Below are 23,065 nucleotides of genomic sequence, written 5' to 3'. Positions count from 1 at the left end.
AACAACCCTTATTCCACTTACTCGAAAATCAAAAGGAATCCTTACATGACCAATTCAGGCGATACCCCTAATTCAAAACCAAGCAGCCGTTCATTTTCATCCCAAGTCGTAGACGGCATGGAACGCGCACCCAGCCGCGCCATGCTCCACGCGGTCGGTTTTTCCAACGAAGATTTCAAGAAACCGCAAATCGGCATCGCGTCAACCTGGAGCATGGTCACGCCCTGCAATATGCACATCAACAAACTAGCCGATGATGCGGCGATTGGCGTAAACAACGCCGATGGCAAAGCCGTGGTGTTCAACACCATCACCATTTCCGACGGCATCTCGATGGGTACGGAAGGCATGAAATACTCGCTGGTGTCACGCGAAGTCATCGCTGATTCGATTGAAACCGTAGTGGGTTGCCAAGGTTTTGACGGCGTGGTCGCCATCGGCGGTTGCGACAAAAACATGCCCGGTTGCATGATCGCCCTCTCGCGCCTTAACCGTCCGGCGATTTTCGTCTACGGCGGCACGATTATGCCGGGTTGCCACAAAGATAAAAAGCTCGATGTCGTGTCAGTCTTTGAAGCGGTCGGCGCCCGCGCCAACAATAAAATCGACGATGCCGAACTGGCGGAAATTGAAGCCAAAGCCATCCCTGGCGCAGGTTCGTGCGGCGGCATGTACACCGCCAACACGATGGCCTCGGCGATTGAAGCATTAGGCATGAGCTTGCCGAACAGCTCAGCGCAAGCCGCGATTTCCAACGACAAACGTCTGGACTGCGAACGCGCGGGCGCGGCGGTCATGAACCTGATCGAAAAAGGCATCAAACCTAGCGACATCATGACCAAGGAAGCCTTTGAAAACGCCATCACCGTGGTCATCGCGCTGGGCGGTTCCACCAACGCCGTGCTGCACTTATTGGCAATGGCGAACGCCGCGAAAATCGATTTAAGCTTGGACGATTTCACCCGCATCGGCAAACGAGTGCCCATGCTGGCCGATTTGAAGCCGAGTGGTAAATACCAAATGGCGGAACTGGTCGAAATTGGCGGCATCCAGCCATTGATGAAAGTGTTGTTGGACGCAGGTTTGTTGCACGGCGATTGCTTGACCGTCACCGGCTTAACGCTGGCGGAAAACCTCGCCGATGTCGCCCCGTATCCAGACGGTCAAGACATGATCCATGACCTAACCCGCCCGATCAAAAAAGACAGCCATTTAGTTGTGTTATACGGCAACCTCGCGCCAGGCGGTGCGGTGGCGAAAATCACCGGTAAGGAAGGCCTGCGTTTTATAGGCACGGCGAAAGTATTTGATACGGAAGAACAAGCCTTGCACAGCATACTGCACGGCGACATCGTCAAAGGCGATGTCATCGTCATACGCTACGAAGGCCCCAAAGGCGGCCCCGGAATGCGCGAAATGCTCTCCCCCACCTCCGCCATCATGGGCAAAGGCTTAGGTAAAGAAGTCGCGCTGATCACCGACGGGCGTTTCTCCGGCGGCACCCACGGTTTCGTGGTAGGCCACATCACCCCCGAAGCCTACGTCGGCGGCCCCTTGGCCCTCGTCGAAAACGGCGACACCATTGCCATTGACGCCGAAAACAACGCCTTGACCTTGCATATCAACGAGCATGAAATGGCGCGGCGTATGGAGCGTTGGCAACAGCCCGCGCCGAAATATACCCGTGGCGTGTTGGCGAAATATGCCAAGTTGGTGAGTTCGGCTTCTTTGGGGGCGGTTACGGATAATTTGGATTAATGATTAATTTATGCTGGATTAGCGACAGCGTAACCCAGCATAAATATTAAATCTTCCTACGCATTTAAAATAAAATTATGTCTAAAAATTTAATTACTGATGCTGAAAATATACTCAAGCTTGTGCCTGTATACTTTGTTAAATTTTTTGAAAAGGAATGCTACGCAGATCAATTTATTTCTGGAGAATTGTATTTAAATAGCTTGGCTTATTTTAAGAAAGTTGAGAAAAATTGTGATGATGGTCGTGCAGATAGGCATGAAGCGGTTGAAATATGGTGTCAACCTAAGGATTTTATTTCAATGTCATTTCCAGCAAATCCGCATTTGGACATAGCTGGAGAAGATTTGATTGAACCTGTATCTATGTCTAGGAATGATAGTGATTTTTTACATGTATTTTGTATGTATGCGATCAGTGTAACACCCTTCAAAACCATAAATGGTGAAATTATATATACAGAAGAAGAGGTTATTAAATTTAAAGAGCAATTTAAAATCGATGAGCAGTGTTTTAAGTTTGGTAAATTCGCCGTCATTATGCTTGCGTCCAATTTTCTAAATAAAATACGTCAATCACAACAAGCTTTTCAAGACCAAGGATATAGTTGTGTTGGGAGATTAGTTGACTATTATGATGATGAGCTTTTTAGTGGTCGGATAGAAGAACAAGACGTTCCGTTTAAAAAGCACAAAAGATTTAGCTACCAAAAAGAATTTAGGATTTGTTTTTATCAAAAAACAAGAGACAAAAAACCAATCAAAATAAAGATTGAGGACATAAAGCCTTTTTGCGTAAAAATCGAATCGGATAAGATTAATTCATTGCTTAGTTCCGCTGAATTTAATTTTCCGATGGACTAGCTCGATAGAGAGGGGCTATAGGATGCGCTGAACAAAGTGAAGCGCATCGTTCGCGACCGATGCGCCTCGTACCTCGACTCATCCTATTACTGGTCAATCAAAGAAAATATCGATTTTTGTAGAAAAAACGAAAAATGACTAAAAAAGAGACTCGTAGTAGGGTACACAATACGTACTCACACCTTTAAGTAGGAACAAATATGCTGAACTACCAAGCCACTGAAACAACAGTCAATTTAACTTTCTCAAAAGAATACTTAAATTCCCAAGAACTCTTGCGTCTGCTGGAAATTTTGCGGATTAAAGAATTGCTGTCGCAAAGCCAAATGACCGAAGACGATGCGATGGCATTGGACGAGGAGTTAAAAACGGCTTGGTGGCAACAAAACCAAGCCCGTTTTTTAGCCAAGATTCAATGAATCCGATCATTGTTGATACCAATATCGTATTTTCGGCATTAGTAAATAAAAATTCAGCCATCGCTTCGTTTTTGCTGGAGTCACAACAGACATTGCTGATGCCCAAATTCGGCTTTGTGGAATTGTTTAAGCACAAGGAAAAAATCTGCAAAATCAGTAAGCACACGCCGGATGAAATATTGGAAATCCTGTACGAGCTTATCCGGCATATTGATTTCTATGATGAAAACGCCATTTCAACCGATGCACTACAAAAGGCTTGGTTGTTGGTAAAAGACATTGATCCGAAAGACATGCTTTTTGTAGCTTTAACCATTGAGATGAATGGCTTGCTTTGGACAGGCGATAATAAATTGCGGCTAGGCCTTGAAAAAAAGGGTTTTAGCTCTTTTTTTAAAAGTAATGCCCTTCATAAGACGTGAAAATTGCATAGTGTTTTTAAGCGTAAGGGTGAGCCGATGCAGTTAAACTTCCAAAACCGGAACGGCTTTATTTTGCCGTATCAGGCCAGACAATTGGCGGTAATGCTTAACAAATACGGTGAAAAATCATGAATAAATACCCCATTGAGATTTTTTGGAGCGATGAAGATGAAGGATATATTGCTGTAACTCCTGATTTGCCAAGTTGTAACGCTTGGGGTCGGACGGAACAAGAGGCAATTGTCGAATTGCACGACGCAATGGCGGCATGGATTACGGCTTGCAATAAATCCGGCGACCCCGTACCGGAACCTTCCAAACCGTTATATGCAATGACGGCGTAACATACTCTATTGAAAAGACGGTGAATTTAATTTTTTCCAAAGAACACTTAAATTCCGACGAATTATTGCACCCGCCCGAAATCTTGCGAATAAAAGAATTGCTGTCCCAAAGCCAAATGGCCACAGATGATGCGATGGCATTGGACGAGGAGTTAAAAACGGCTTGGTGGCAACAAAACCAAGCCCGTTTTTTAGCCAAGATTCAATGAAGTCGATTATTGTTGATACCAATATCGTTTTTTCGGCATTGGTAAATAAAAATTCAGCCATCGCTTTTGGCTGCTTATCTATTTGCTTCCGGCACAAAAACACCATGAAACGTCATGGGGATTGCCTGATTAAACCAAACCTTTGCCATAGGCCCTGCGTCAAGGCGTTCTGAGTCCAGTACCGCCAAGTAACTGCGTTCTGCCTCTGGGTCTTGCAATAATTGCAATAACCAACCTTCTGGTGCATTCCCATGTTCCGGTACAAAAACAGGCTCTGAGCCTAAATGCCCTTCCGGGTTATACCAATACTGTGTTTGTCTTGTTTGGATGTCAAAACGCCCAACCCCCGCACCTTCTCCACCGTCGGCTTTCGTATAGGTTTGCAGCCAGACCGTGCGATGTTCCGCACCCGCATGGCGCGGATGTACGGATGGAAACTCGCAAGGGAATGGCCGTAGCGGTTCGCCGGAAAACCCTCTCTGTTTAGGTGATAGGCGAAACCGCCACAACGCAGGTTCGCCACTCACCTTGGCGTTCAAGTCAACTGGCGAGGCAAACACGCGAAAATCATCGTGCCGAATTGCATCCACCACAATATCCCCACCGTCCTCAAACGCATTGACAAAATGCCAAATCCAGAAAGCATCAACCAACTATATTTTTCATAATAAAGCCCAACCGAAAGCACAGGACAGGAATTTACACATGCCAGTTTCGCCGACATTCCAACTTCATGAACTCCTGTTCAGGCTTATCTTTTTAATTCGTGGTCGAATGCTTGACGTGGTTCAAGAGGCGGAGGCCAAGTTATCCCCCATGCAAATTCTGGTGCTTAGGATTCTGGTGGAAGAAGGTGAAATGCCCCAGAATCTACTGGTCAAAAAAATGGCGAGGGACAAAGCCCAAGTCACCCGTTTGGTCAACTCTTTAGCCGAGCAAGGGCTATTGAGCAAAGCGCAGGATATGCTGGATAAACGTAGTTTCCTACTCAAGCCCAGCGCGGAAGTGCAGCAAATTGTCACCCGTTTCATGGTGAAAGAGCAGCAATTGGTGGCGGAAATGGTTAATGGAATAGCCGCTGAGGATATTGAGAAATTAGAGGCGTTGCTTAAAGTGATGCAAGACAATCTTACGCAATGAACCACGAGAACGCCTAACGTGACAGGGGGCGCCGCTAACGAAAGAGAAACGAAGCCACCGAACCTTGATAAAACCGAAATGCCAGAACCGGCAACGGGCGGCGCATCCATTTTGTTGGCTTGTTAGGCCGATGGTGCATGACACCATCCGGTTAGAAAACGCTATTTTCACCAAGTTGATGGCGACGGGTGAGCTGAATAGGGATTATTTCAAAATCGGCTTAGTGGCGGTGGATGCCGATGATTTCATCGTCCACCACAAAACCACTGGCGGATTGTTTTATGATGCCGACGGCAATGGTCTGATGCCGATGTGCAAATCGCCACGCTGGGCGTGAATTTGGCGTTGACGAATGGATTTTGTGGTGGTTTAACTTTTTTGTTTAGTCATGCCGGAACGGGTTTGTTGCCCGTTCCGGCTATTCCCGCTGTTCAAACAATCTACAAACTAAGGAATGAGCATGGAATAAATTCGCGGATCAAGACCTGTCAGGTTTTCAAAACCTGACAGGTCTGACGATCTGGTGCGGAAATTATTTCATGCCCGTTCCTAATCAATCCATAAACTAATCAAGCGACGACACTAACAATCCCTTTTTCCACCAGATCCTGCAAGATTTGCAAGCCGCCATTAATAACCAATTCCGGTTGTGGATGCTGCATTTCTGCTACGATCTGCTTTAAACAATCCATCGCCGTGGCAGGTGTTTCGTCCTGCAATAGTTCCAGCAAGCGGTAAGTTATCGGGGTGATTTCCAGAAAATGGACTTCATCTTGCCGGTTGCGGTAGACGATTAAAAAAGTCGGTTGCGCGGGGGCTTCGGTGGGTAAAAAGTTCGGGGCGATTTTGTGTACCGGGTATTGGTACGCCAGCGGCCAAGCCAACGGCGAAAGTGCCAGCGTGTGTCCGCCCAACACTTGCTGCGGGGACGAAGTGTCTAGCGGTTCTTCTTTGGCGATGGCGACCGCCATTTCCACCCACTCGTAATGCGCCAGTTCCAGCATGAACGGAAAATCATCGGCGTTTTTGCGTTCGGTTTGCAGATAGGCGATAAATTCTTCAGGAATTTCTGAAAAATACGGGGAAGTGCAGGTGTGTCTGGCATAAAAATCCCGCGCCATTGCGTACCACTGGCCGTCATCGAGCAGTTGCCGCAAGACCGGAAAATTGCTGCCCAGGAAATTGTCGATATTGTTGAACAGCAATTCCCGGTACATGTCAATGCGCGGCAGTGGCACATCAGCGGGTGGAGGATTTTGTCCAGAATCCCTGACATAAGCGACAAATTCGCGTTGTTTGGCGGCAAAATCAACGTTCATCGGATTAGGCGGATTGTTGGGCATGGTGGTGGTGCCAGGCCGTTTGGATGGATTTGATGGTGTTGACTTCGCGGATCAATTCGGACATTTCCGGGAGGTTGAAGTCCCGTTCCAGCAAAGTCGGAAACACGCCGTGCCATTCGTAGGCTTTGCCCAGCAGCTTCCATACCGGGTCGATAATTTCCGCGCCGTGGGTGTCCACCAGAAAATCTTCGGCTTCGACGTAATGTCCGGCGATATGCGCGTAGACGATGCGCTGTGCGGGTACGGCCTTGAGGAAGGCTTCGGCATCGTAGCCGTGGTTGACGCTGTTGACGTAAATATTGTTCACGTCCAGCAAGACATCGCAATCGGCTTCTTGGACGACGGCGTTAAAAAAGTCCAGTTCGGTCATTTCCTGACCGGGGACGGCGTAATATGAGACATTTTCGATGGCGATTTTTTGTTCGAGCAGGTCTTGTACGCGCTTAATCCGTGCGGCGACATGGCTGACGGCTTCGGAGGTGAACGGTATTGGCAGCAAATCGTATAAATGCCCATCCTGGCTGCAATAGCTGAGATGTTCGCTGTACAGCTTGATTTGGTGGTCGTGCATGAATTGCTTGACGGCACGGACAAAGGTTTCATCCAGCGGGTCGGTGCTGCCCAGTGACAGTGACAAACCGTGGCAGACAAAGTTGAACCGCTCGGTCATGGCGCGGAATTGTTTGCCGAATTTACCGCCAATGGTGATCCAGTTTTCGGGGGCGACTTCGTAGAAATCAACATCGGAAGGGGGCGTCTCGACGATTTCGCCCAAGAAACTCCGCCTTAAGCCCAAGCCGGCACCGTGGACGGGTCTTAGTGTTGTGTCCATAGGAACACCTGTGCAAAAGTAAAAGAAAAGGAGGATATAAAAAATATCCTCCTGATTTAACCGGCTTTAACGAAAAGTCCGTTTAATTTGCTGGTTTGATGTGGATGGGTTCAGCAACTTTTGGAGCAGGTGTTTTTGGAGCAGATGTTTGTGGAACTGGTGTTTGTGGGGCAGGTGTTTTTGCTGCTGCGGCACAGGTGCCTTCTTTGCCTTTCATCATTTCGGAACAACCTTGCATGGCTTCACCGCAACCTTTCATTTGCGCACCGCAATTACCTTCTTTGGCTTTTACATCAGCACAGTTTTTCATGGCTTCGCCACATTGTGCCGCGCATTTGCCTTCTGGCATTTTCATACCGGCACCGCAGGCCCCTTCTTTGCCTTTCATGTTTTCGCCTTTCATCATTTCGCCACACGCGCCTTCCTTGCCTTTCATCATGGCGCCACAAGCGGATTCCATGCCTTTTTTCATTTTATCGCCGTCCATCATGTCTCCGCATTTGCCTTCAGCGGCGGCGGCTTTGTCAGATGTTTTGGCACCGGCGCAAGCACCTTCAGCCGTTTTTGCGGTGCCGCCCATGTTCATGGACGCGCCGCATTTCATTTCCGGGGCTTTGGCTTCGGCAATTTGCATATAACCGGCAGACAATTCTGTCATACCGAATGGATTGGCTTCAGCATTGGCGGCAGTTGCCGACAAAGATGACATGATCGCCACGCTCATTGCGGCGAATAACGGATTTTTATTAGTTGTTTTCATGGTGGTATCTTCCTAAGAGTTTATTGTGGGGCTAAAAATGATGCGGGGTACGCATCACAGGGTGGCATGTCCAAGCATGACCGGACACAGTATAAATATACTTGCGTTGTAAAAAATTACAATCTTTGCGGTTTAAGTAGCCATCTAAAATACAGGCGGCTATTCGTCTGTTTTCCTTAGAACGTGTTTTAAAAGCGATTACGCGGTTCGATTGCGGCGTTGCGCGGTCTCATGTACACACCGGTTTTCGCGCTCCGTGCGCCTTGCACCCGAGCCGCCCGCGCTCCAAAAACCGAAAATTTATATTTAACATTATAAGGTTTTCTCTGGGTATTCGCACAAATCAGCAAGCACACATTCGGCGCATTTGGGTTTTCTGGCGATGCAAGTGTAGCGTCCATGCAGTATCAACAAATGATGCGCCGCTTTTTTGTGGGCTTTGGGAGTCCATTTGTTCAATTTTTGTTCCACTTCCAGGACATTTTTACCAGGTGCAAGGCGGGTGCGGTTGGCGACGCGGAAGATATGCGTATCGACCGCAATAGTTTCCTGTCCAAATGCCGTATTGAGTATGACATTGGCGGTTTTCCGGCCGACACCCGCCAAGGCTTCCAGATGTTCACGGGTGTCCGGCACTTGCCCGCCGTGCTTATCGAGCAATTGTTGGCATAGGGTGATGATGTTCGCCGCTTTGCTGTTAAACAGCCCGATGGTTTTGATGTAGGTTTTTAAACCATCCAAGCCCAGTGCCAAAATGCTTTCCGGGGTATTGGCGATAGGAAACAATTGGGCGGTGGCTTTGTTCACGCCTTTGTCGGTCGCTTGGGCCGATAAGACCACGGCGACCAGCAATTCAAACGGGGTGCTGTAGTTGAGTTCCGTGGTAGGTTCAGGTATGGCGGCGGCGAGGCGTTTAAATATTTCCTGGCGTGTTTGGGTGTTCATGTTGGTGGCTTGATTGACGCGAAGTTAGATTTGAAACGCCTGTTACCGCTTTAACAGGCATTTCAGGCTAAATCACGGTGCGGGCAATAAACGCTTGCAGTAATTGTGCAATGTTTGCCATGCCTGCATGCAGGTTTTGCTCAATTTCCGCCATCGTGATTTCGCCGTCAGTTTTGCCCGCCGCCCAATTTGCGATTACTGAAATGGAGGCATAATTCATACCCAGCTCTTTGGCCAAGGCCGCCTCCGGCATCCCGGTCATGCCCACCAAATCGCAACCATCACGCTCCATGCGTTTGATTTCGGCGATGCTTTCCAGGCGCGGGCCTTGTGTGCAGCCATAGGTGCCATGTTGGCTGATTTTGATGCCTGCATGTACCGCAGCGGCGATCAAGGCGTTGCGTAATTTAGGGGTGTAAGGAAAAGTGAAATCAATATGGGTGACCGGATAGTTGGCGTCTTCAAAAAAAGTGTGTTTGCGGCTGTAGGTGTAATCGATGATCTGGTCTGGAATGGCGATATGCGCGGGGATCATCGCTTCAGTAATGCCGCCAACGGCGGCGACGGCGATAATGTCTTCGACCCCCAGTTGTTTTAGTCCCCAGATATTGGCTCGGTAATTGATTTTGTGGGGCGCGATGGTGTGCGGATTACCATGCCGTGCCAGGAAAACCACGGACTGGTGGTTGAATTCACCGGTAATAAACTCGGCGGAGGGTGCGCCATAAGGGGTGCTGAGTTGTTCTCGCCGGGTGATGGCCAAGCCCTCAAGTTGGGTTAGGCCAGTGCCGCCGATAATTGCCAATTTGGTCATGGTTTATTCCTGATTTAGTCCTGGTTTTCAAGTTTGCAGGCATAAATGCCGGCGGCGTTGCGTAAATAGCCTTTGTAATCCATGCCATAACCAAATAAATAGTGGTTTGCGACTTCCAAACCGACAAAATCGGCACGAATGGGTTTGTCATGGCCTAACAATTTGTCCAGCAGTACGGCGCTGTAAACGGCGGTGGCTCCTTTTTCCAAACAATATTGATGGATCGCCGCCAAGGTGATACCTTCGTCGAGAATGTCGTCCACGACCAGGACTACGCGCCCATCCAGCGGCATTCGGGGTTCGAATAGCCATTCAATGGCGCCGCCAGCCGTTTGGTTCCGATAACGGCTGGCATTGATGGAGTCCACATTCAAAGGCATGGTCAAACGGGTCAGTAGCTTGCCTGCAACCACGATACCGCCGTTTATGACACAGAGCACTATCGGGTTGCTGTCCGCCAGGGTGGTGTTGATTTGCACCGCCATACTGTCCAGTGCCGCTTCAATCTCCTGTTCACTATGGAGTAATTCGGCGTTGGCCTGGGTACGTTTGATTTCGTCGAGCATGATTTTGCTTGTTATTGTTGGTTAAATAGTTTGATCAGCGAGCTGATGGTTTGCCATTTTTTCGATTGATGCAATTGGCTCCTGTTCATCAACGGCCTGCCTTTCATGCGTAACAAGCGTTCTTCACGCAATGGATCATTGCTTACGGGAAGGGCTTCCAGCACCTGTTCGGCGGCGGCCGGATTATTGCAGACCAGGATCATATCGCAACCTGCTTGTTGCGCCAGTCGGGCGCGTTCAGCAAAACCACCCACCGATGCCGCGCCTTCCATGCTTAAATCATCGCTGAACACGGCACCCTGGAAGTTTAATTCTTCACGCAGGATTTTTTGTATCCAAAATGGTGAAAATCCCGCCGCATGTCCGTCAATATTCGGATAAACAATATGTGCCAGCATCACGCCTTCCAAACCTGCCGCAATCAGGTGTTTGAAGGGTTGCAGGTCTTGGTTGCGGATGCTGTCCAAATCACGTTCGTCTATAGGCAGGGCCAGGTGCGAATCTAAGGCCACCGCACCATGTCCTGGAAAATGTTTACCGCTTGCCGCCATGCCAGCGACTTTCATACCTTGTTTGAACAGGCCGGCAAGTACGGTGACTTGTTCGTGGTCGCGGGAAAAAGCGCGGTTGCCGATAATTTCACTGACTCCGCAATCGACATCGAGCACGGGCGCAAAACTGAAATCCACACCCACCGCCAATAATTCCACCGCCATCAACCAGCCGGCCGATTGTGCCAACTGTTTTTCCTGTTCAAATCGTGCCGCCGCCGGCAAGCGGGTGAATCCGGTTTGGAAACGTTGCACCCTGCCGCCTTCTTGATCCACGGCAATGAGGATTTCGCCATTACGCGCGGCCCTGATGTTATTGATAAGTTTGGTGACTTGTTCCGGGGTTTGATAATTGCGTGAGAACAGGATGACTGCACCCGTGTTCGGATGCTGGATAAGGTCTTGCTCGTGTGAAGACAGCGTCAAGCCAGCAATATCGAGCATCACTGGGCCGATAGGGAGAGAGTTGGTCATGTTTTCCGGTGCTATGTTGATGAATAAATCTCATCATTTGTAGATGAATTGTCGTTTTATGCAAATATGATAACAGGAAATTTTTTCGGGTAATAATCAGTGTTGCAATTATGAATGCTCGTACACAATTAACAGTATGGAAAATGCGAGGCTTTTTGTGAAGCAGTCTGTTTACTCAGGGTTGCATTGGCAGGCTGCCTTGTTGCTATCGCCGACGACAAAATAACTGTTGCCGGTTATTTTTTTGGCGGATTTTTTCGCGCTTGCCGCCGGGTCGGCAATATCGACATGGGATTGGCAACGGCTGCAAACATCGGGGGCGACGATGCCCACCGACAAGCTGATCAGCGGGAAAAAATTGGGATCGCCTGAGCGGTATTCGCCATAAATGCCGCCCGTTTCAACATCCTCGGCACGGTAATGGGCCGGCACTTGATTTTCAAAAGCGGTTAAATGTCAAGTCTTGCCTGATCATAGAACTTCTTGGCAACACGGCAACTAATGAGTGCAGGTGAGCACGGCAATAAAATCATCACCGCCGATATGTCCCAGCATTGGCGCGGACATTGGATTTTTGTACTAAAGCCGGAAGATGGCTAAGAGCCTAGGATTTGTTCGTTACAATAGCAAGAAGCACGGTAATGTTTCACAAATATTGTGCTTTTTTCTAACTGTTTCGAGGAGGCGTTTAATATAGCCCCAACTGCAATTTAGCCACTTCCGACATCATGTCGCGTGACCAGGGCGGATCCAGCACGACTTCCACGTTGACACGGGCGACACCCGGCAAGGCGCGGATGCCTTTTTCGACGTCGCCCTGGATGACCGGTCCCATGCCGCAACCAGGCGCAGTCAAGGTCATCATGATCTGCACGTCATACTGGTTTGCCGCTATCGGGTTGACTTTGCAGTAGTAAACCAAGCCCAGTTCGACGATGTTGACCGGAATTTCCGGGTCATAAACCGTGCGCATCACTTCCCAGCAATTCTGTTCGATGGCTTCGGCGGTGTTGTCAGAAACCAAGGATTGCAGTTGTTGCGGTTCTTTGCCCAAGGCATCGGCGTCACTGCCTGCAATGCGCACCATGTGCCCGTAATCGGTGATCACGGTGAAATTATCGCCTAACGCTTGATGGAGGGTCACTTCCATACCCTGGCGCAACATGCCGGCCATGCCATCGGGTATGGTCACGATATTGACGTCGCGGCTTAAAATAATGGTCTCTTTATCAGCCATAATGGTTGTTTATAAATGAAAAGTACGGGCATCAACGGTTTGGCCGGTGATGCCGAGGCTTTGTGGGCCAAATAGGTAGATGTAAGCCGGGGCCAAGGATGCCATCGTCGGCAAACGGCTTTTATCTTCGGCAGGATAGGCGCGTGTTCTAAATGGCGAGTCCACTGGCCCGGGAATTAAGGTATTGACCCTGACGGTGTTGGCGGCTTCCAGTTCTTCCGCCAGGATTTTCGCAAAACCTTCCAGGGCTATTTTGGACACGCCATAAGCACCTGAATAAGCCGGTGCAGTCCGTGCCGATGAATCTGATGTAAAGACTATCGACGCGTGCGGGCTTTTTTGCAACAAGGGCAGCAACATGCGGCACAGCAGAAACGGCGCGTTGACATTGACATGCAGTGTTTTTGCCCAGTCTTTCGTGCTGATTTGCGGTACGGGCGTAAAGTGGCTGAATTCAACCGCAGAATGTAGCAAGCCTTGCAAGGCCCCGTATTTCCCTTCTATCCTGTCCGCCAGTTCCTGATAGTCGTTTTCATCCGCTCCCGCCAAATCAAACGGATACATGATGGGTTCGGGGGCGTTCGCCGCGACGATGGCGTCGTAAACCGTTTCCAATTTGGGGATCAGTTTGTCCAGCAAGATGATATGCGCCCCGCGTTTGGCTAAGGCCAGTGCGGCCGTGCTACCCAAACCGCCACCGGCGCCGGTGATTAAAATGACTTGTTTGCTTAACGGCATAAGGCGGCATCTATCCAGGTTAGAATTTGTCCAGGGGTGGTGATCAAGGCATCCGCGCCCCAGGTCTCTGGTTGGTCATCAGGTTTCAGATAGCCGTAAACCGCCGCCAGGGTTTTCATTTGCACATTTTTTCCGGCGGTGATGTCATGCGGGGCGTCGCCAATATAGACGCATTCGTGCGCTTGCACCGCCGCCCGCCTACAGGCTTCCAGCATCGGTTCGGAATGCGGTTTGGGATAGGCGGTGGTGTCGCCGCTGATGATGCAGGCGGCGCGGTCAGACAGTTGCAGGGCCGCCATCAGGGGCAGGGTAAAACGTTCACGTTTGTTGGTCACCACGCCCCATTTCAGTCCGCGCTCTTCAATCGCCGCCAAAATGTCGGGCATGTTGGTGAAGAATTCACTGTGTTCGGCGATATTGTTCTGATAAAAATCCAGCATGGTCGCCAAAATCGCGTCCTGTTCTTCGTCCGTCACCGTATTGCCCAAGCTGTCCTTGATCATCGCCGCCGCCCCGAAAGAGATAAATGGCTTGATCGTTTCCGGGGCGACCATCCCGTATCCGTGATGATGGAAGGATTTGTTCAGGCAGGCAATCAAGTCCGGTGCCGTGTCAACCAGGGTGCCGTCAAGATCAAACAACACGCACGACAAGTTAAAATCTATGGACATTGGCGGTTACTCGGAACGTTCGAAAGCGGCGATGTAATTGACGTCTATGTCTTTGCCCAAACTAAAACGCTTGTTGAACGGGTTGTATTCAATCCCGACCATGCCTTGCAAGGCCAATCCCGCCGAACGCGCCGTTTGGCACAGTTCCGAAGGTTTGATGAAGGTTTTGAAATCATGCGTGCCTTTCGGCATCATTTGCAGCAGATGTTCAGCCGCCACAATCGCCAGCAAATAGGCTTTCGGTTGCCGGTTTAACGTCGAAAAAAACACCTTGCCGCCGGGTTTGACCAGTTTCGCGCAAGCCGTGATGATCGAACCCGGATCGGGCACATGTTCAAGCATTTCCATGCAGGTGACATGGTCAAAACCCCCCGCTTGTTGCCCGGCGAGTTGTTCCGCGCTGATTTTCTGGTAATGGGCGTTGACACCGGTTTCCAGTCCGTGCAACTCGGCAATATCGAGCAAATCTTCACTCAGGTCGATACCTAATGTGTCGGCCCCTTGTTTTGCCAAGGCTTCAGTCAGGATGCCGCCGCCACAGCCGACATCGACGATGCGTTTGCCGGCAATGCCGGCATATCGCTGGATAAATTCCAAGCGCAAGGGATTGATGTCGTGCAGGGTTTTGAATTCGCCTTGGGTGTCCCACCAGCGTTCCGCCATGGCACCAAACTTGTTGATTTCATGCAGGTGTACATTGTTTGTGCTTGTCATCGTGCTGTACCTCATATAAGTAGGCAATAGTTTACTCTATTGCTAGGTTATTAGTCATTTTAGCGTAGATCCCATCCTTTTGCCGTATCGTCGCCAATAAAACAATAGATGGACAAAACCTCGCAAAACGGTAAAATTGCACGGTTAAATCACCTCTTAATTAGTGCATCAATATCATCTTAATGGCAACAATCACCGTCTTAAATGGGCCGAATTTAAACTTGCTGGGACTACGCGAACCAGGCCATTACGGTAACAAAACATTGGCGGACATAAAAGCATTATTGGAACAGCAGGCGGCCGGACTTGACCATCAACTGGCCTTTCATCAGACCAACGCCGAACATGAACTCGTCGAGCTTATACACCAGGCTTATAGCAAGCAGGTTGATTTCATTATCATTAACCCGGCCGCTTTTACGCATACCAGCGTGGCGGTACGGGATGCCTTGCTGGCGACCCAAATCCCCTTTATAGAAGTGCACTTGTCAAATGTTTATGCCCGCGAACCTTTTAGAAAACATTCCTATTTCTCAGATATTGCCAAAGGCATCATTTGTGGATTAGGTGCAACCGGATACGAACTGGCCCTGCAGGCCGCACATCAGATACTAGCCGAGAGACATTGAAAACCATGGATATTAGAAAAATTAAAAAACTGATCGAAATGATCGAAGCATCGGGTATTGCTGAGTTGGAAGTGAAAGAAGGTGAAGAAAGCATCCGTATCAGCCGCTACTCGGCGGCTCCCGCACCGATGGCTTACGCGGCCCAGGTTGCTCCGCCCATAACGGGCACAGCCGTCGTCCAGCTTTCCGCGCCCGTTGAAGATACTGTCAGCGGGCACGTTGTCAAATCGCCTATGGTGGGGACGTTTTACCGTTCTGCCTCACCCGGCACAAAAGTTTTTGTGGAAGTCGGGCAATCGGTGCAAACCGGCGACACCTTATGTATTATCGAAGCCATGAAAATCCTCAACCAGATCGAAGCCGACAAAAGCGGCACGATCAAACAAATCCTGGTGGAAAACTCCGAACCTGTCGAATACGGACAGCCTTTATTTATCATTGAATAACACGCAGAAACGAGTAAGACATGTTCGATAAAATCGTTATCGCCAATCGCGGCGAAATTGCCCTGCGCATTTTGCGTGCCTGTAGGGAATTGGGTGTAAAAGTCGTTGCCGTCCACTCTGAAGCTGACCGGGACTTGAAGCACGTCCGTCTGGCCGATGAATCGGTCTGCATTGGGCCGGCATCATCCGCCGACAGTTATCTGAATATTCCGGCGATTATCAGCGCCGCCGAAGTCACCGATGCGGAAGCCATTCATCCTGGCTACGGATTCCTTTCGGAAAATGCGGATTTTGCTGAAAAAGTCAAACAGAGCGGGTTTGTGTTCATCGGCCCTAATGCCGATACCATCCGTATGATGGGCGACAAAATATCCGCCAAGAACGCCATGTTGGCGGCGGGCATCCCTTGTGTGCCGGGCAACAATGACCCCTTGTCAGACGATAACAAAAAAAATCTCAAACTCGCTAAAGAAATTGGTTATCCGGTCATTATCAAGGCGGCAGGCGGCGGCGGCGGGCGTGGCATGCGTACCGTGCATACCGAAGCGGTGCTGATCAATGCCATTGCCATGACCAAGGCCGAAGCGGGCAGCGCGTTTGGCAACCCGACCGTGTACATGGAAAAGTTTCTTGAAGACCCGCGCCATATCGAATTTCAAGTGATGGCGGACTCCCACGGCAACGCCATCCATTTGGGCGAGCGTGATTGTTCCATGCAGCGCCGCCACCAAAAAGTCGTTGAAGAAGCTCCTGCCCCTGGTATTACGGAAGAGCAACGCAAGTTTATCGGTGGGCGTTGTGTGAAAGCTTGTATCGATATCGGCTATCTCGGTGCCGGAACTTTTGAGTTTTTATACGAAAAAGGCGAGTTTTATTTCATAGAAATGAACACGCGCGTCCAGGTTGAGCATCCGGTTACGGAAATGGTCACTGGTTTTGACATTGTCAAAGAGCAATTACGCATAGCTTGCGGTGAGCGTTTGTCGATGACCCAAGACCAAGTCAAAATCCAAGGCCATGCGATTGAATGCCGTCTGAATGCCGAAGACCCGCAAACTTTTATGCCGTGCCCAGGCAAAATCGAGCAGTTCCACATGCCCGGCGGCCCAGGCATCCGTTGCGAAACCCATATTTATAACGGCTATAAAGTCCCTCCGTATTATGACTCGATGATTGGCAAACTGATTGCCCACGGCGAAACCCGTAAAAGCGCGATAGCCCGTATGAATACGGCGTTGAGCGAAATCATCATTGACGGGATCAAGACCAATATTCCGCTCCAGCAAGACATCATGAATGACTGCGCTTTTGCTGCGGGTGGGCAGAATATCCATTATCTGGAAAAGAAGCTGGGGATTTATTAAGCCATACACGTCATTTTAGTATTTGTGCGGTCAGATCGGTTTTTTTAATGGATGGATTGTGGCTTTATTTTTAATTTATAAGGATAAAATTATGGAAACTCCACAGACCAACCAGCGCAAGCACACGAGAACCCCTACTGATCTTAAGTTTTTTTGTTCATTTTTTTGTTCATTGATAGTCGGAAATATAGCGGCAAGATAAGCAATATCAGTTTAGGCGGCGCATTTTTGTCGGAAGCCGATCCTGAAACATTGCCTATACATAATGCCCGTTCAGGTGTCCTTAAAACTTATCTTGGAGACGGGCTTTTGTTGTTGAAATGTGAAGTTGTCTATGCGGTGGCGCACGATAATGAATTTTTTCTGGCAGGAGCCGGTGTCGCTTTTGATGAGGAAGATAACGAGACCAATAAATCAATAATAAAGTTGGGGCTTGCCTATAATTTGTGCTGGAAGTCCATGATGATTGTGGCATGTTGTTGTACCGCCTCCCCGCCAATTTTCCTTGCCGCCATAATATGCTTTATTAAAACGGCGCAAAACCACTTTTACCAACCTCGTTAAAATTATGCCCTGGCATCAAATCACCGTCATCACCCACGAACAGCTTGCTCCAAGACTTGCGGATTTTTTCGATAATCTGGGTGCGGTGTCGGTCACTTACATGGATGCGGAAGATGAGCCGGTTTATGAACCCGCCATTGGTGAGACGAAAATCTGGACGCGTACACAAGTGATCGCCCTGTATGAACTCGATGTCGAACCAGAACGGATAAGAACTTCGGTTTATGGACGTTTTCCAACACAAGATTTGTTGGCCTGGCACTATGAAGAGGTTGCTGACCAGGCATGGGAGAGGGCGTGGATGGAATACTTCCAGCCGATGAAGTTTGCCGGCAAGTTATGGGTGTGTCCGACGGGTCAAGAACAACACGAAGCCGATACCGTATGCCTGACGCTGGACCCGGGGCTTGCATTTGGTACCGGCACGCACCCGACCACGGCCTTATGTTTGGAATGGTTGGCGGGCAACGATTTAACCGGCAAAACCGTGATTGATTACGGCTGCGGTTCCGGTATTTTGGCGGTGGCGGCGGTATTGCTGGGGGCGTCGCGGGTGATTGCCGTTGATATAGACCCGCAAGCTTTGACCGCAACTCATGACAATGCCTTAAAAAACCAGGTCCAAGACCAGGTCAGTTGTTATTTGCCCGGGCAATTTACGCCAGAGCCAGCGGATGTCGTGTTGGCGAACATTCTCGCCAAACCCTTGATAGAAATGGCGGAGTCCATTAGCGCATTGCTTGTGGCGGAGGGGCGCTTGGTGCTTTCAGGTATTCTGCATGAACAAGCTGGCCCGGTGATGGATGCGTATCGGCACTGTATTGCTTTTACCGCCCCCGTCCAGCAGGAAGACTGGATCAGGCTGGACGGCTGCAAACGCTGACGCAAGCATGTTTACCCGATGCCCTAATTGTGGCCATAAACAAGAGCTGACGGTAGGCCAGTTACGGGACGCACGGGCGGTTATAGCGTGTCCGCAATGTGCCATTAGGTTTGACGCCTTGGAGCAACTTAGTGACATCGACCCGGAAACATCGGTGGTCGCAAGCGGACAGCAGCAACCGCAAGACCTTCAGCCCGAGTTGCCGTCGCTTGATCTTGAACTGCCTAAACCCATAGGGTTGCCTCCCACTGATCCATCGGCAGCGCAATTTCTTGGCTCAGCACAAAGGTGGATGGGTGGTGGCGACCCATTAAAACCCAACTCCGGCAAATTGCCAGGGCGGTACAGCTCAAGCGAAGCAGATACGCCTATTAGTTTACCGTGGGAACAGGCGCGGCAAGCACCTAGCCCGCATTGGCGGACAGGCGCGTTGCTGGGCGGGCTGTTATTGCTTGGGCAATTATTGTTTTTTCACGGCCACGCCATCAGCCAAAACCTTATGCTACGGCGTTTTTGCCAAGTGCTGGTTTGCCCGTTGCCTACATACCAAAACGCCAACGAATTGGCGATTGTCAGCAGCGTCCTGGAACCTTCGCCTGACGGCGGCCAATTATTCAAAGCCATCATCATCAACCAGGCGGATTATCCCCAAACTTACCCGAATATAGATCTGAGCTTGCAGGATTATGCCGGCAACATGCTGGCCCGCCGCCGTTTCCGTCCTGAAGATTATTTGCTCGATTCAAAAACTGCGGTCATCAAACCCGATGCCACGGTGGAACTAAGGCTACACATCGCCCCGACCACCCCAACCGTGGGGGGGTATACTTTTGATTTGACTTATTGATATGGCGCATCCAGTACTTTACTTAAAAAAACACGAAGACCAACGCCTGCGTAAAGGGCATTTATGGGTGTTCAGCAACGAAATCGACATGCAGCGTTCGCCCTTGGACCCGTTTACGGCAGGCGATTTGGTGCAAATCCATAGTGCGGATGGCAAGGCGATGGGGACGGCTTATGTCAACCCCGGCACCTTGGTTTGTGCGAGGTTGCTGTCGAGAAAAGCCAATCTCAAATGCGGACAGAATTTTTTTAAAGACCGTCTAAGCACCGCCCTGGCCTTGCGTGAGAAAATTTTCGACCAGCCTTATTATCGGCTGGTATTTGGCGAAAGTGACGGTTTGCCCGGCTTGGTGATAGACCGTTTTGGCGATGTGTTTTCGGTGCAGATCACCACGGCTGGCATCGAGCAACGGAAAACGGCGTTGCTCGATGCCTTGGTGGAACTTTTCGCACCCGCCGCGATTGTGTTAAAAAATGACAACAGCCAACGGGAACTGGAAGGTTTGGATTTGGTTTCGGAAATCGCTTATGGTGAATTGCCCGACACGCTGCTAATTGAAGAAAACGGCACAAAATTTTACATTAACATTTTGGACGGACAGAAAACCGGATGGTTTTATGACCACCGTAACAGCCGGGCGCAGTTGGCGGGCATGGCAAAAAATTTGCGGGTGTTGGATTTATTCTCTTACACGGGGGCTTGGGGCATCCCCGCAGCACGCGCCGGCGCAGCGGAAGTGGTATGCGTCGATGCTTCTGATGGTGCGTTGACACTGGCTGCGGAAAATGCCAGACTCAACCAAGTGGCGGAGCGGATGCAATTTGTCCGTAGCGATGTGTTTGAGTTCTTAAAACAATCGAGGTTGGACAACCAGCTTTACGATATTGTCGTCCTGGATCCGCCGGCTTTAATCAAACGCAAAAAAGATTTCAAACAAGGTTATGAAGCGTATCGCCGCCTGAACCACCTGGCTTTGCAGGTGCTGGGAAAAAACGGCGTGTTGGTGTCGGCATCCTGTTCATTCCACTTGAGCCGGGACAATTTGCAGGAGATTTTACGTTCGTCAGGACGGCATATAGACCGCCATCTGACTTTTTTTGCCAGCCTCGGACAAGGCCCTGACCATCCGATAGATCCGGCCTTGCCCGAAACGGATTATTTAAAAACTTTTTTTTGCTCAGTGTCATCTTCCCTGTAATCTTGTCATTGAGGCTATTTGCCACTATGGAAAAAGAAACCTGTGCCCTATGCGGCCAGCCGGTAGAAATTGAAGGTTTTACTGAAACGGATGCCGATGGTATAAAAAAATTTTGCTGCGCCGGGTGCTTGAGTATTTTTCAGCTTCTGAATGAAATTAGCGAAACTACAACTATAAAAAATACAATTACCAATAATGAGGAGATACCTTAAATGAAAGCCTGCGAATCTTGCGCCGTCCGTGTCGAAATCGGCAAACACCACGATCAAATGCCTGCTTGGAAACGGGCCGTCGGTATGGTTTTGGTCTACTTGCCGATTCTTACCCTGCCTTTTGTCATTCTCAGTGCTTACATGACTTATTATCATCTGCTGTTTGTCGGCGCTAAAAATGTCAAAACGTGGTCTGATTTTATTCCTGACCGCGCCAGTCACCGTTACACATTAAAAAACCAAATCACGATGAAACCCACGTTTTACGGGAGTTTGTCGCAATACAAACTGTTCTGGATATTAAACTGCACCTGGTATTGCCCATACAGCGTCGCCCTGTTTGAATGGCATGCGTATATGGTTAAAATCGTTGAAAATTGGTGGTGCCCGTTCGGACATGATAAAAAACATACTTATAGCAATGCACCGATTGACAAGTCATTTTGGCATATCTACCCCCACGATAATGCCAAATTGACGGATGAAGACCGCAATAACCCGATCTGGAATGAATCCTCCGATTCATGAGCCGCATCCAATCGTAATGATGTAAGCCAGCCACCCCTTGTTAATACTTTTACTACGGACAATGTAAAAAAAGGCATTGGGAAACCTTGTGTCCTTAATGCCTTTGCTATTTTTTGCATCCGTGGATTCGATAGTCGCTTGCCGAATCCTTTTTTTAAGATATGATACGCGCCCCTTCCCGCTGTATTTCTGCCCTGTTCCTGCCATGCACATCGGCCCGCACCAACTTGCCAACCCACTGATACTTGCGCCTATGGCGGGGATCAGCGACCGCCCGTTTCGGACTGTATGCCGACAATTTGGCGCAGGTCTTGCCGTATCAGAAATGGTCGCTTCCAATCCGGCTTTGCGCGAACATAAACGCACTTTGCTTAGGGCTGACCATCATGGTGAAAACGGTCTGCGCTCAATCCAGATTTTAGGCACACAGCCACGGCAAATGGCTGAGGCCGCCAGGCTTAATGCCGAACGCGGCGCGGATATTATCGACATCAACATGGGGTGTCCTGCGAAAAAAGTCTGTTCCGTTGCGGCGGGTTCGGCCTTGCTGAAAAATGAAGAACTGGTGAAACAGATACTCGACGCCGTGGTTAATGCCGTGGCGGTTCCGGTCACGTTAAAAATCCGCACCGGTTGGGATTTGCAAAACCGCAATGCGGTGACTATTGCCAAAATTGCCGAAGCCGCCGGTATTGCCGCCTTGACCATACATGGAAGGACGCGCGCTTGTAAGTTTACCGGACAGGCTGAATATGAAACGATACGGCAGGTCAAACAGGCCGTCAGTATTCCGATTATTGCCAACGGCGACATTGACTCACCAGAAAAGGCGAAACAGATTTTGGACAGCACAGGGGCGGATGCCCTTATGATAGGCCGGGCCGCCCAGGGCAACCCGTGGATATTTCAACAGACCAACCATTTTCTAAATACTGGTAGGCGGCTCGCCGAACCAGATATGTCCAGTATCCAGCCAATATTGGTCGGGCATCTTGAAGCACTTTACCGCTTCTACGGCGACATCTCTGGTGTTAGAATAGCCCGCAAACATATCACCTGGTATTGCCAAGCCTTGGCAATGCCGCAAAGCATTCAAAACGCCATCAATCAGGCGCAACTTCCCGCCGAGCAAATCGCGCTGATCGATTCATTTTTTCATCCTCTGACCAACGCAAGAGCTGCATAACTTATGGACGCTTCTAAACATTGTGCCGAAATCATGAATACCAATCTTCCTGCCAACTCCCCGGTTCCGTTGTCCGCCTATGTCAAACACTCGCTAGAACTGTATTTTGCACAGTTAAGCGACCACGATGCCGTTAATCTCCACGCTATGGTTATCTGCGAAGTGGAAAAGCCTTTGTTAGAGGCCGCTATGTTCCATTCAGGGCACAATCAAACCAAAGCAGCCAAAGTGTTGGGTTTAAGCCGTAGCACCTTGCGTAAGAAGCTAGAAAATTATGGGATATCTTAAGGTGTTCAATAGCCGTTTTGGCGCATAGGCCAAAAGATCGGGCAATGCCCGATTCGGATACCCGGCCGGTTTTGGTGTAACGAGGTCAACAATTCCTGTTTCTAAGTCACAAATGCCCCT

General features: G+C 49.5%; 32 protein-coding genes. 18 read left to right on the top strand and 14 right to left on the bottom strand.

The features are described 5' to 3' along the window. Positions 1-45: 45 nt before the first annotated feature. From ilvD to PHH59_RS00690, 5 genes are all read left to right on the top strand, one after another. A complete protein-coding gene (gene ilvD / locus PHH59_RS00710; RefSeq protein WP_300009663.1) occupies positions 46-1,758 on the top strand; it encodes a dihydroxy-acid dehydratase in 1,713 nt (570 codons plus the stop codon). A 77-nt stretch (positions 1,759-1,835) separates the two neighbouring features. Beyond that, positions 1,836-2,621, top strand: a complete 786-nt coding sequence (locus PHH59_RS00705; protein WP_300009660.1) for a hypothetical protein — start codon at positions 1,836-1,838, stop codon at positions 2,619-2,621. A 200-nt stretch (positions 2,622-2,821) separates the two neighbouring features. Next, positions 2,822-3,040: a hypothetical protein gene (locus PHH59_RS00700; protein WP_300009657.1), complete on the top strand. Its 219-nt coding sequence runs from the start codon at positions 2,822-2,824 to the stop codon at positions 3,038-3,040. Further along, the gene (locus PHH59_RS00695) at positions 3,037-3,462 is read left to right on the top strand and encodes a PIN domain-containing protein (protein WP_300009654.1); all 426 of its coding nucleotides are present in this window, start codon (positions 3,037-3,039) and stop codon (positions 3,460-3,462) included. Before PHH59_RS00700 ends, PHH59_RS00695 begins: the two co-directional genes overlap by 4 nt. A 128-nt stretch (positions 3,463-3,590) precedes the next feature. Beyond that, the gene (locus PHH59_RS00690) at positions 3,591-3,806 is read left to right on the top strand and encodes a type II toxin-antitoxin system HicB family antitoxin (protein WP_300009650.1); all 216 of its coding nucleotides are present in this window, start codon (positions 3,591-3,593) and stop codon (positions 3,804-3,806) included. Between the two features lie 6 nt (positions 3,807-3,812). On the opposite strand, the gene PHH59_RS00685 is transcribed toward PHH59_RS00690, so the two are convergent. Continuing rightward, positions 3,813-4,076, bottom strand: coding sequence for a hypothetical protein (locus PHH59_RS00685; RefSeq protein ID WP_300009647.1), 264 nt, complete (start codon positions 4,074-4,076; stop codon positions 3,813-3,815). A gap of 13 nt (positions 4,077-4,089) precedes the next feature. Then, entirely contained in the window at positions 4,090-4,668 is a 579-nt protein-coding gene (locus tag PHH59_RS00680) for a carotenoid oxygenase family protein (RefSeq protein WP_300009643.1), read from the bottom strand. 121 nt (positions 4,669-4,789) lie between these two features. Between PHH59_RS00680 and PHH59_RS00675 the strand changes: the two genes are divergently transcribed. After that, positions 4,790-5,155 (top strand): MarR family transcriptional regulator, encoded by a 366-nt coding sequence (locus PHH59_RS00675; protein WP_300009640.1) that lies wholly within the window; start codon positions 4,790-4,792, stop codon positions 5,153-5,155. A 64-nt stretch (positions 5,156-5,219) separates the two neighbouring features. After that, positions 5,220-5,492 (top strand): hypothetical protein, encoded by a 273-nt coding sequence (locus PHH59_RS00670; protein WP_300009637.1) that lies wholly within the window; start codon positions 5,220-5,222, stop codon positions 5,490-5,492. 232 nt (positions 5,493-5,724) lie between these two features. Here PHH59_RS00670 and PHH59_RS00665 read toward each other — a convergent pair whose 3' ends face one another. From PHH59_RS00665 to ubiG, 12 genes are all read right to left on the bottom strand, one after another. Continuing rightward, a complete protein-coding gene (locus PHH59_RS00665; protein ID WP_300009634.1) occupies positions 5,725-6,498 on the bottom strand; it encodes a putative DNA-binding domain-containing protein in 774 nt (257 codons plus the stop codon). Next, a complete protein-coding gene (locus tag PHH59_RS00660; protein ID WP_300009631.1) occupies positions 6,479-7,330 on the bottom strand; it encodes a DUF692 domain-containing protein in 852 nt (283 codons plus the stop codon). The genes PHH59_RS00665 and PHH59_RS00660 overlap by 20 nt, the downstream gene beginning before the upstream one ends. An 82-nt stretch (positions 7,331-7,412) precedes the next feature. After that, the gene (locus tag PHH59_RS00655; protein WP_300009628.1) at positions 7,413-8,090 is read right to left on the bottom strand and encodes a hypothetical protein; all 678 of its coding nucleotides are present in this window, start codon (positions 8,088-8,090) and stop codon (positions 7,413-7,415) included. 312 nt (positions 8,091-8,402) lie between these two features. Continuing rightward, entirely contained in the window at positions 8,403-9,035 is a 633-nt protein-coding gene (gene nth / locus PHH59_RS00650) for an endonuclease III (RefSeq protein WP_300009625.1), read from the bottom strand. Positions 9,036-9,102: 67 nt separating this feature from the next. Then, positions 9,103-9,849, bottom strand: coding sequence for an S-methyl-5'-thioinosine phosphorylase (locus tag PHH59_RS00645; protein WP_300009622.1), 747 nt, complete (start codon positions 9,847-9,849; stop codon positions 9,103-9,105). A 14-nt stretch (positions 9,850-9,863) separates the two neighbouring features. Next, positions 9,864-10,415, bottom strand: a complete 552-nt coding sequence (locus PHH59_RS00640) for a hypoxanthine-guanine phosphoribosyltransferase (protein WP_300009618.1) — start codon at positions 10,413-10,415, stop codon at positions 9,864-9,866. 11 nt (positions 10,416-10,426) lie between these two features. Then, complete coding sequence (gene nagZ, locus PHH59_RS00635; RefSeq protein WP_300009616.1) at positions 10,427-11,440, bottom strand: beta-N-acetylhexosaminidase; 1,014 nt, start codon at positions 11,438-11,440, stop codon at positions 10,427-10,429. Between the two features lie 171 nt (positions 11,441-11,611). Further along, on the bottom strand, positions 11,612-11,872 hold the full coding sequence (locus PHH59_RS00630; RefSeq protein WP_300009613.1) for a hypothetical protein: 261 nt from the start codon (positions 11,870-11,872) through the stop codon (positions 11,612-11,614). 256 nt (positions 11,873-12,128) lie between these two features. Then, positions 12,129-12,677 (bottom strand): putative Fe-S cluster assembly protein SufT, encoded by a 549-nt coding sequence (gene sufT, locus PHH59_RS00625; RefSeq protein ID WP_300009610.1) that lies wholly within the window; start codon positions 12,675-12,677, stop codon positions 12,129-12,131. A gap of 9 nt (positions 12,678-12,686) precedes the next feature. Next, a complete protein-coding gene (locus tag PHH59_RS00620; protein WP_300009605.1) occupies positions 12,687-13,415 on the bottom strand; it encodes an SDR family NAD(P)-dependent oxidoreductase in 729 nt (242 codons plus the stop codon). Beyond that, on the bottom strand, positions 13,406-14,086 hold the full coding sequence (locus PHH59_RS00615; RefSeq protein ID WP_300009602.1) for an HAD-IA family hydrolase: 681 nt from the start codon (positions 14,084-14,086) through the stop codon (positions 13,406-13,408). Before PHH59_RS00615 ends, PHH59_RS00620 begins: the two co-directional genes overlap by 10 nt. A gap of 6 nt (positions 14,087-14,092) precedes the next feature. Next, a complete protein-coding gene (gene ubiG, locus PHH59_RS00610; protein WP_300009599.1) occupies positions 14,093-14,800 on the bottom strand; it encodes a bifunctional 2-polyprenyl-6-hydroxyphenol methylase/3-demethylubiquinol 3-O-methyltransferase UbiG in 708 nt (235 codons plus the stop codon). 182 nt (positions 14,801-14,982) lie between these two features. Between ubiG and aroQ the strand changes: the two genes are divergently transcribed. The 11 genes from aroQ (at position 14,983) to PHH59_RS00555 (ending at position 22,945) form a co-directional block, all read left to right on the top strand. Continuing rightward, the gene (gene aroQ, locus PHH59_RS00605) at positions 14,983-15,429 is read left to right on the top strand and encodes a type II 3-dehydroquinate dehydratase (RefSeq protein ID WP_300009596.1); all 447 of its coding nucleotides are present in this window, start codon (positions 14,983-14,985) and stop codon (positions 15,427-15,429) included. A gap of 5 nt (positions 15,430-15,434) precedes the next feature. Further along, on the top strand, positions 15,435-15,875 hold the full coding sequence (accB, locus tag PHH59_RS00600; protein WP_300009593.1) for an acetyl-CoA carboxylase biotin carboxyl carrier protein: 441 nt from the start codon (positions 15,435-15,437) through the stop codon (positions 15,873-15,875). A 20-nt stretch (positions 15,876-15,895) separates the two neighbouring features. After that, positions 15,896-17,239 carry an acetyl-CoA carboxylase biotin carboxylase subunit gene (accC, locus tag PHH59_RS00595; RefSeq protein WP_300009590.1) on the top strand — a complete coding sequence of 448 codons (1,344 nt, stop codon included), beginning with the start codon at positions 15,896-15,898 and terminating at the stop codon, positions 17,237-17,239. A 153-nt stretch (positions 17,240-17,392) separates the two neighbouring features. Beyond that, positions 17,393-17,803 carry a PilZ domain-containing protein gene (locus PHH59_RS00590; RefSeq protein WP_366145478.1) on the top strand — a complete coding sequence of 137 codons (411 nt, stop codon included), beginning with the start codon at positions 17,393-17,395 and terminating at the stop codon, positions 17,801-17,803. Positions 17,804-17,807: 4 nt separating this feature from the next. Next, a complete protein-coding gene (prmA, locus tag PHH59_RS00585; protein WP_300009587.1) occupies positions 17,808-18,686 on the top strand; it encodes a 50S ribosomal protein L11 methyltransferase in 879 nt (292 codons plus the stop codon). A 7-nt stretch (positions 18,687-18,693) separates the two neighbouring features. Then, entirely contained in the window at positions 18,694-19,533 is an 840-nt protein-coding gene (locus PHH59_RS00580; RefSeq protein WP_300009584.1) for a zinc-ribbon and DUF3426 domain-containing protein, read from the top strand. Position 19,534: 1 nt separating this feature from the next. Next, entirely contained in the window at positions 19,535-20,731 is a 1,197-nt protein-coding gene (locus tag PHH59_RS00575) for a class I SAM-dependent rRNA methyltransferase (RefSeq protein ID WP_300009582.1), read from the top strand. 26 nt (positions 20,732-20,757) lie between these two features. After that, a complete protein-coding gene (locus PHH59_RS00570; RefSeq protein WP_300009579.1) occupies positions 20,758-20,943 on the top strand; it encodes a metal-binding protein in 186 nt (61 codons plus the stop codon). After that, positions 20,944-21,471: a hypothetical protein gene (locus PHH59_RS00565; RefSeq protein WP_300009576.1), complete on the top strand. Its 528-nt coding sequence runs from the start codon at positions 20,944-20,946 to the stop codon at positions 21,469-21,471. A 205-nt stretch (positions 21,472-21,676) separates the two neighbouring features. Beyond that, entirely contained in the window at positions 21,677-22,657 is a 981-nt protein-coding gene (dusB, locus tag PHH59_RS00560) for a tRNA dihydrouridine synthase DusB (RefSeq protein WP_300010023.1), read from the top strand. 3 nt (positions 22,658-22,660) lie between these two features. Next, complete coding sequence (locus PHH59_RS00555; RefSeq protein WP_300009573.1) at positions 22,661-22,945, top strand: helix-turn-helix domain-containing protein; 285 nt, start codon at positions 22,661-22,663, stop codon at positions 22,943-22,945. Positions 22,946-23,065: the final 120 nt, after the last annotated feature.

Source organism: Methylovulum sp. (assembly GCF_028687615.1).
Classification (GTDB): Bacteria; Pseudomonadota; Gammaproteobacteria; order Methylococcales; family Methylomonadaceae; genus Methylovulum.
This window is presented reverse-complemented; position numbering and strand designations above follow the sequence as displayed.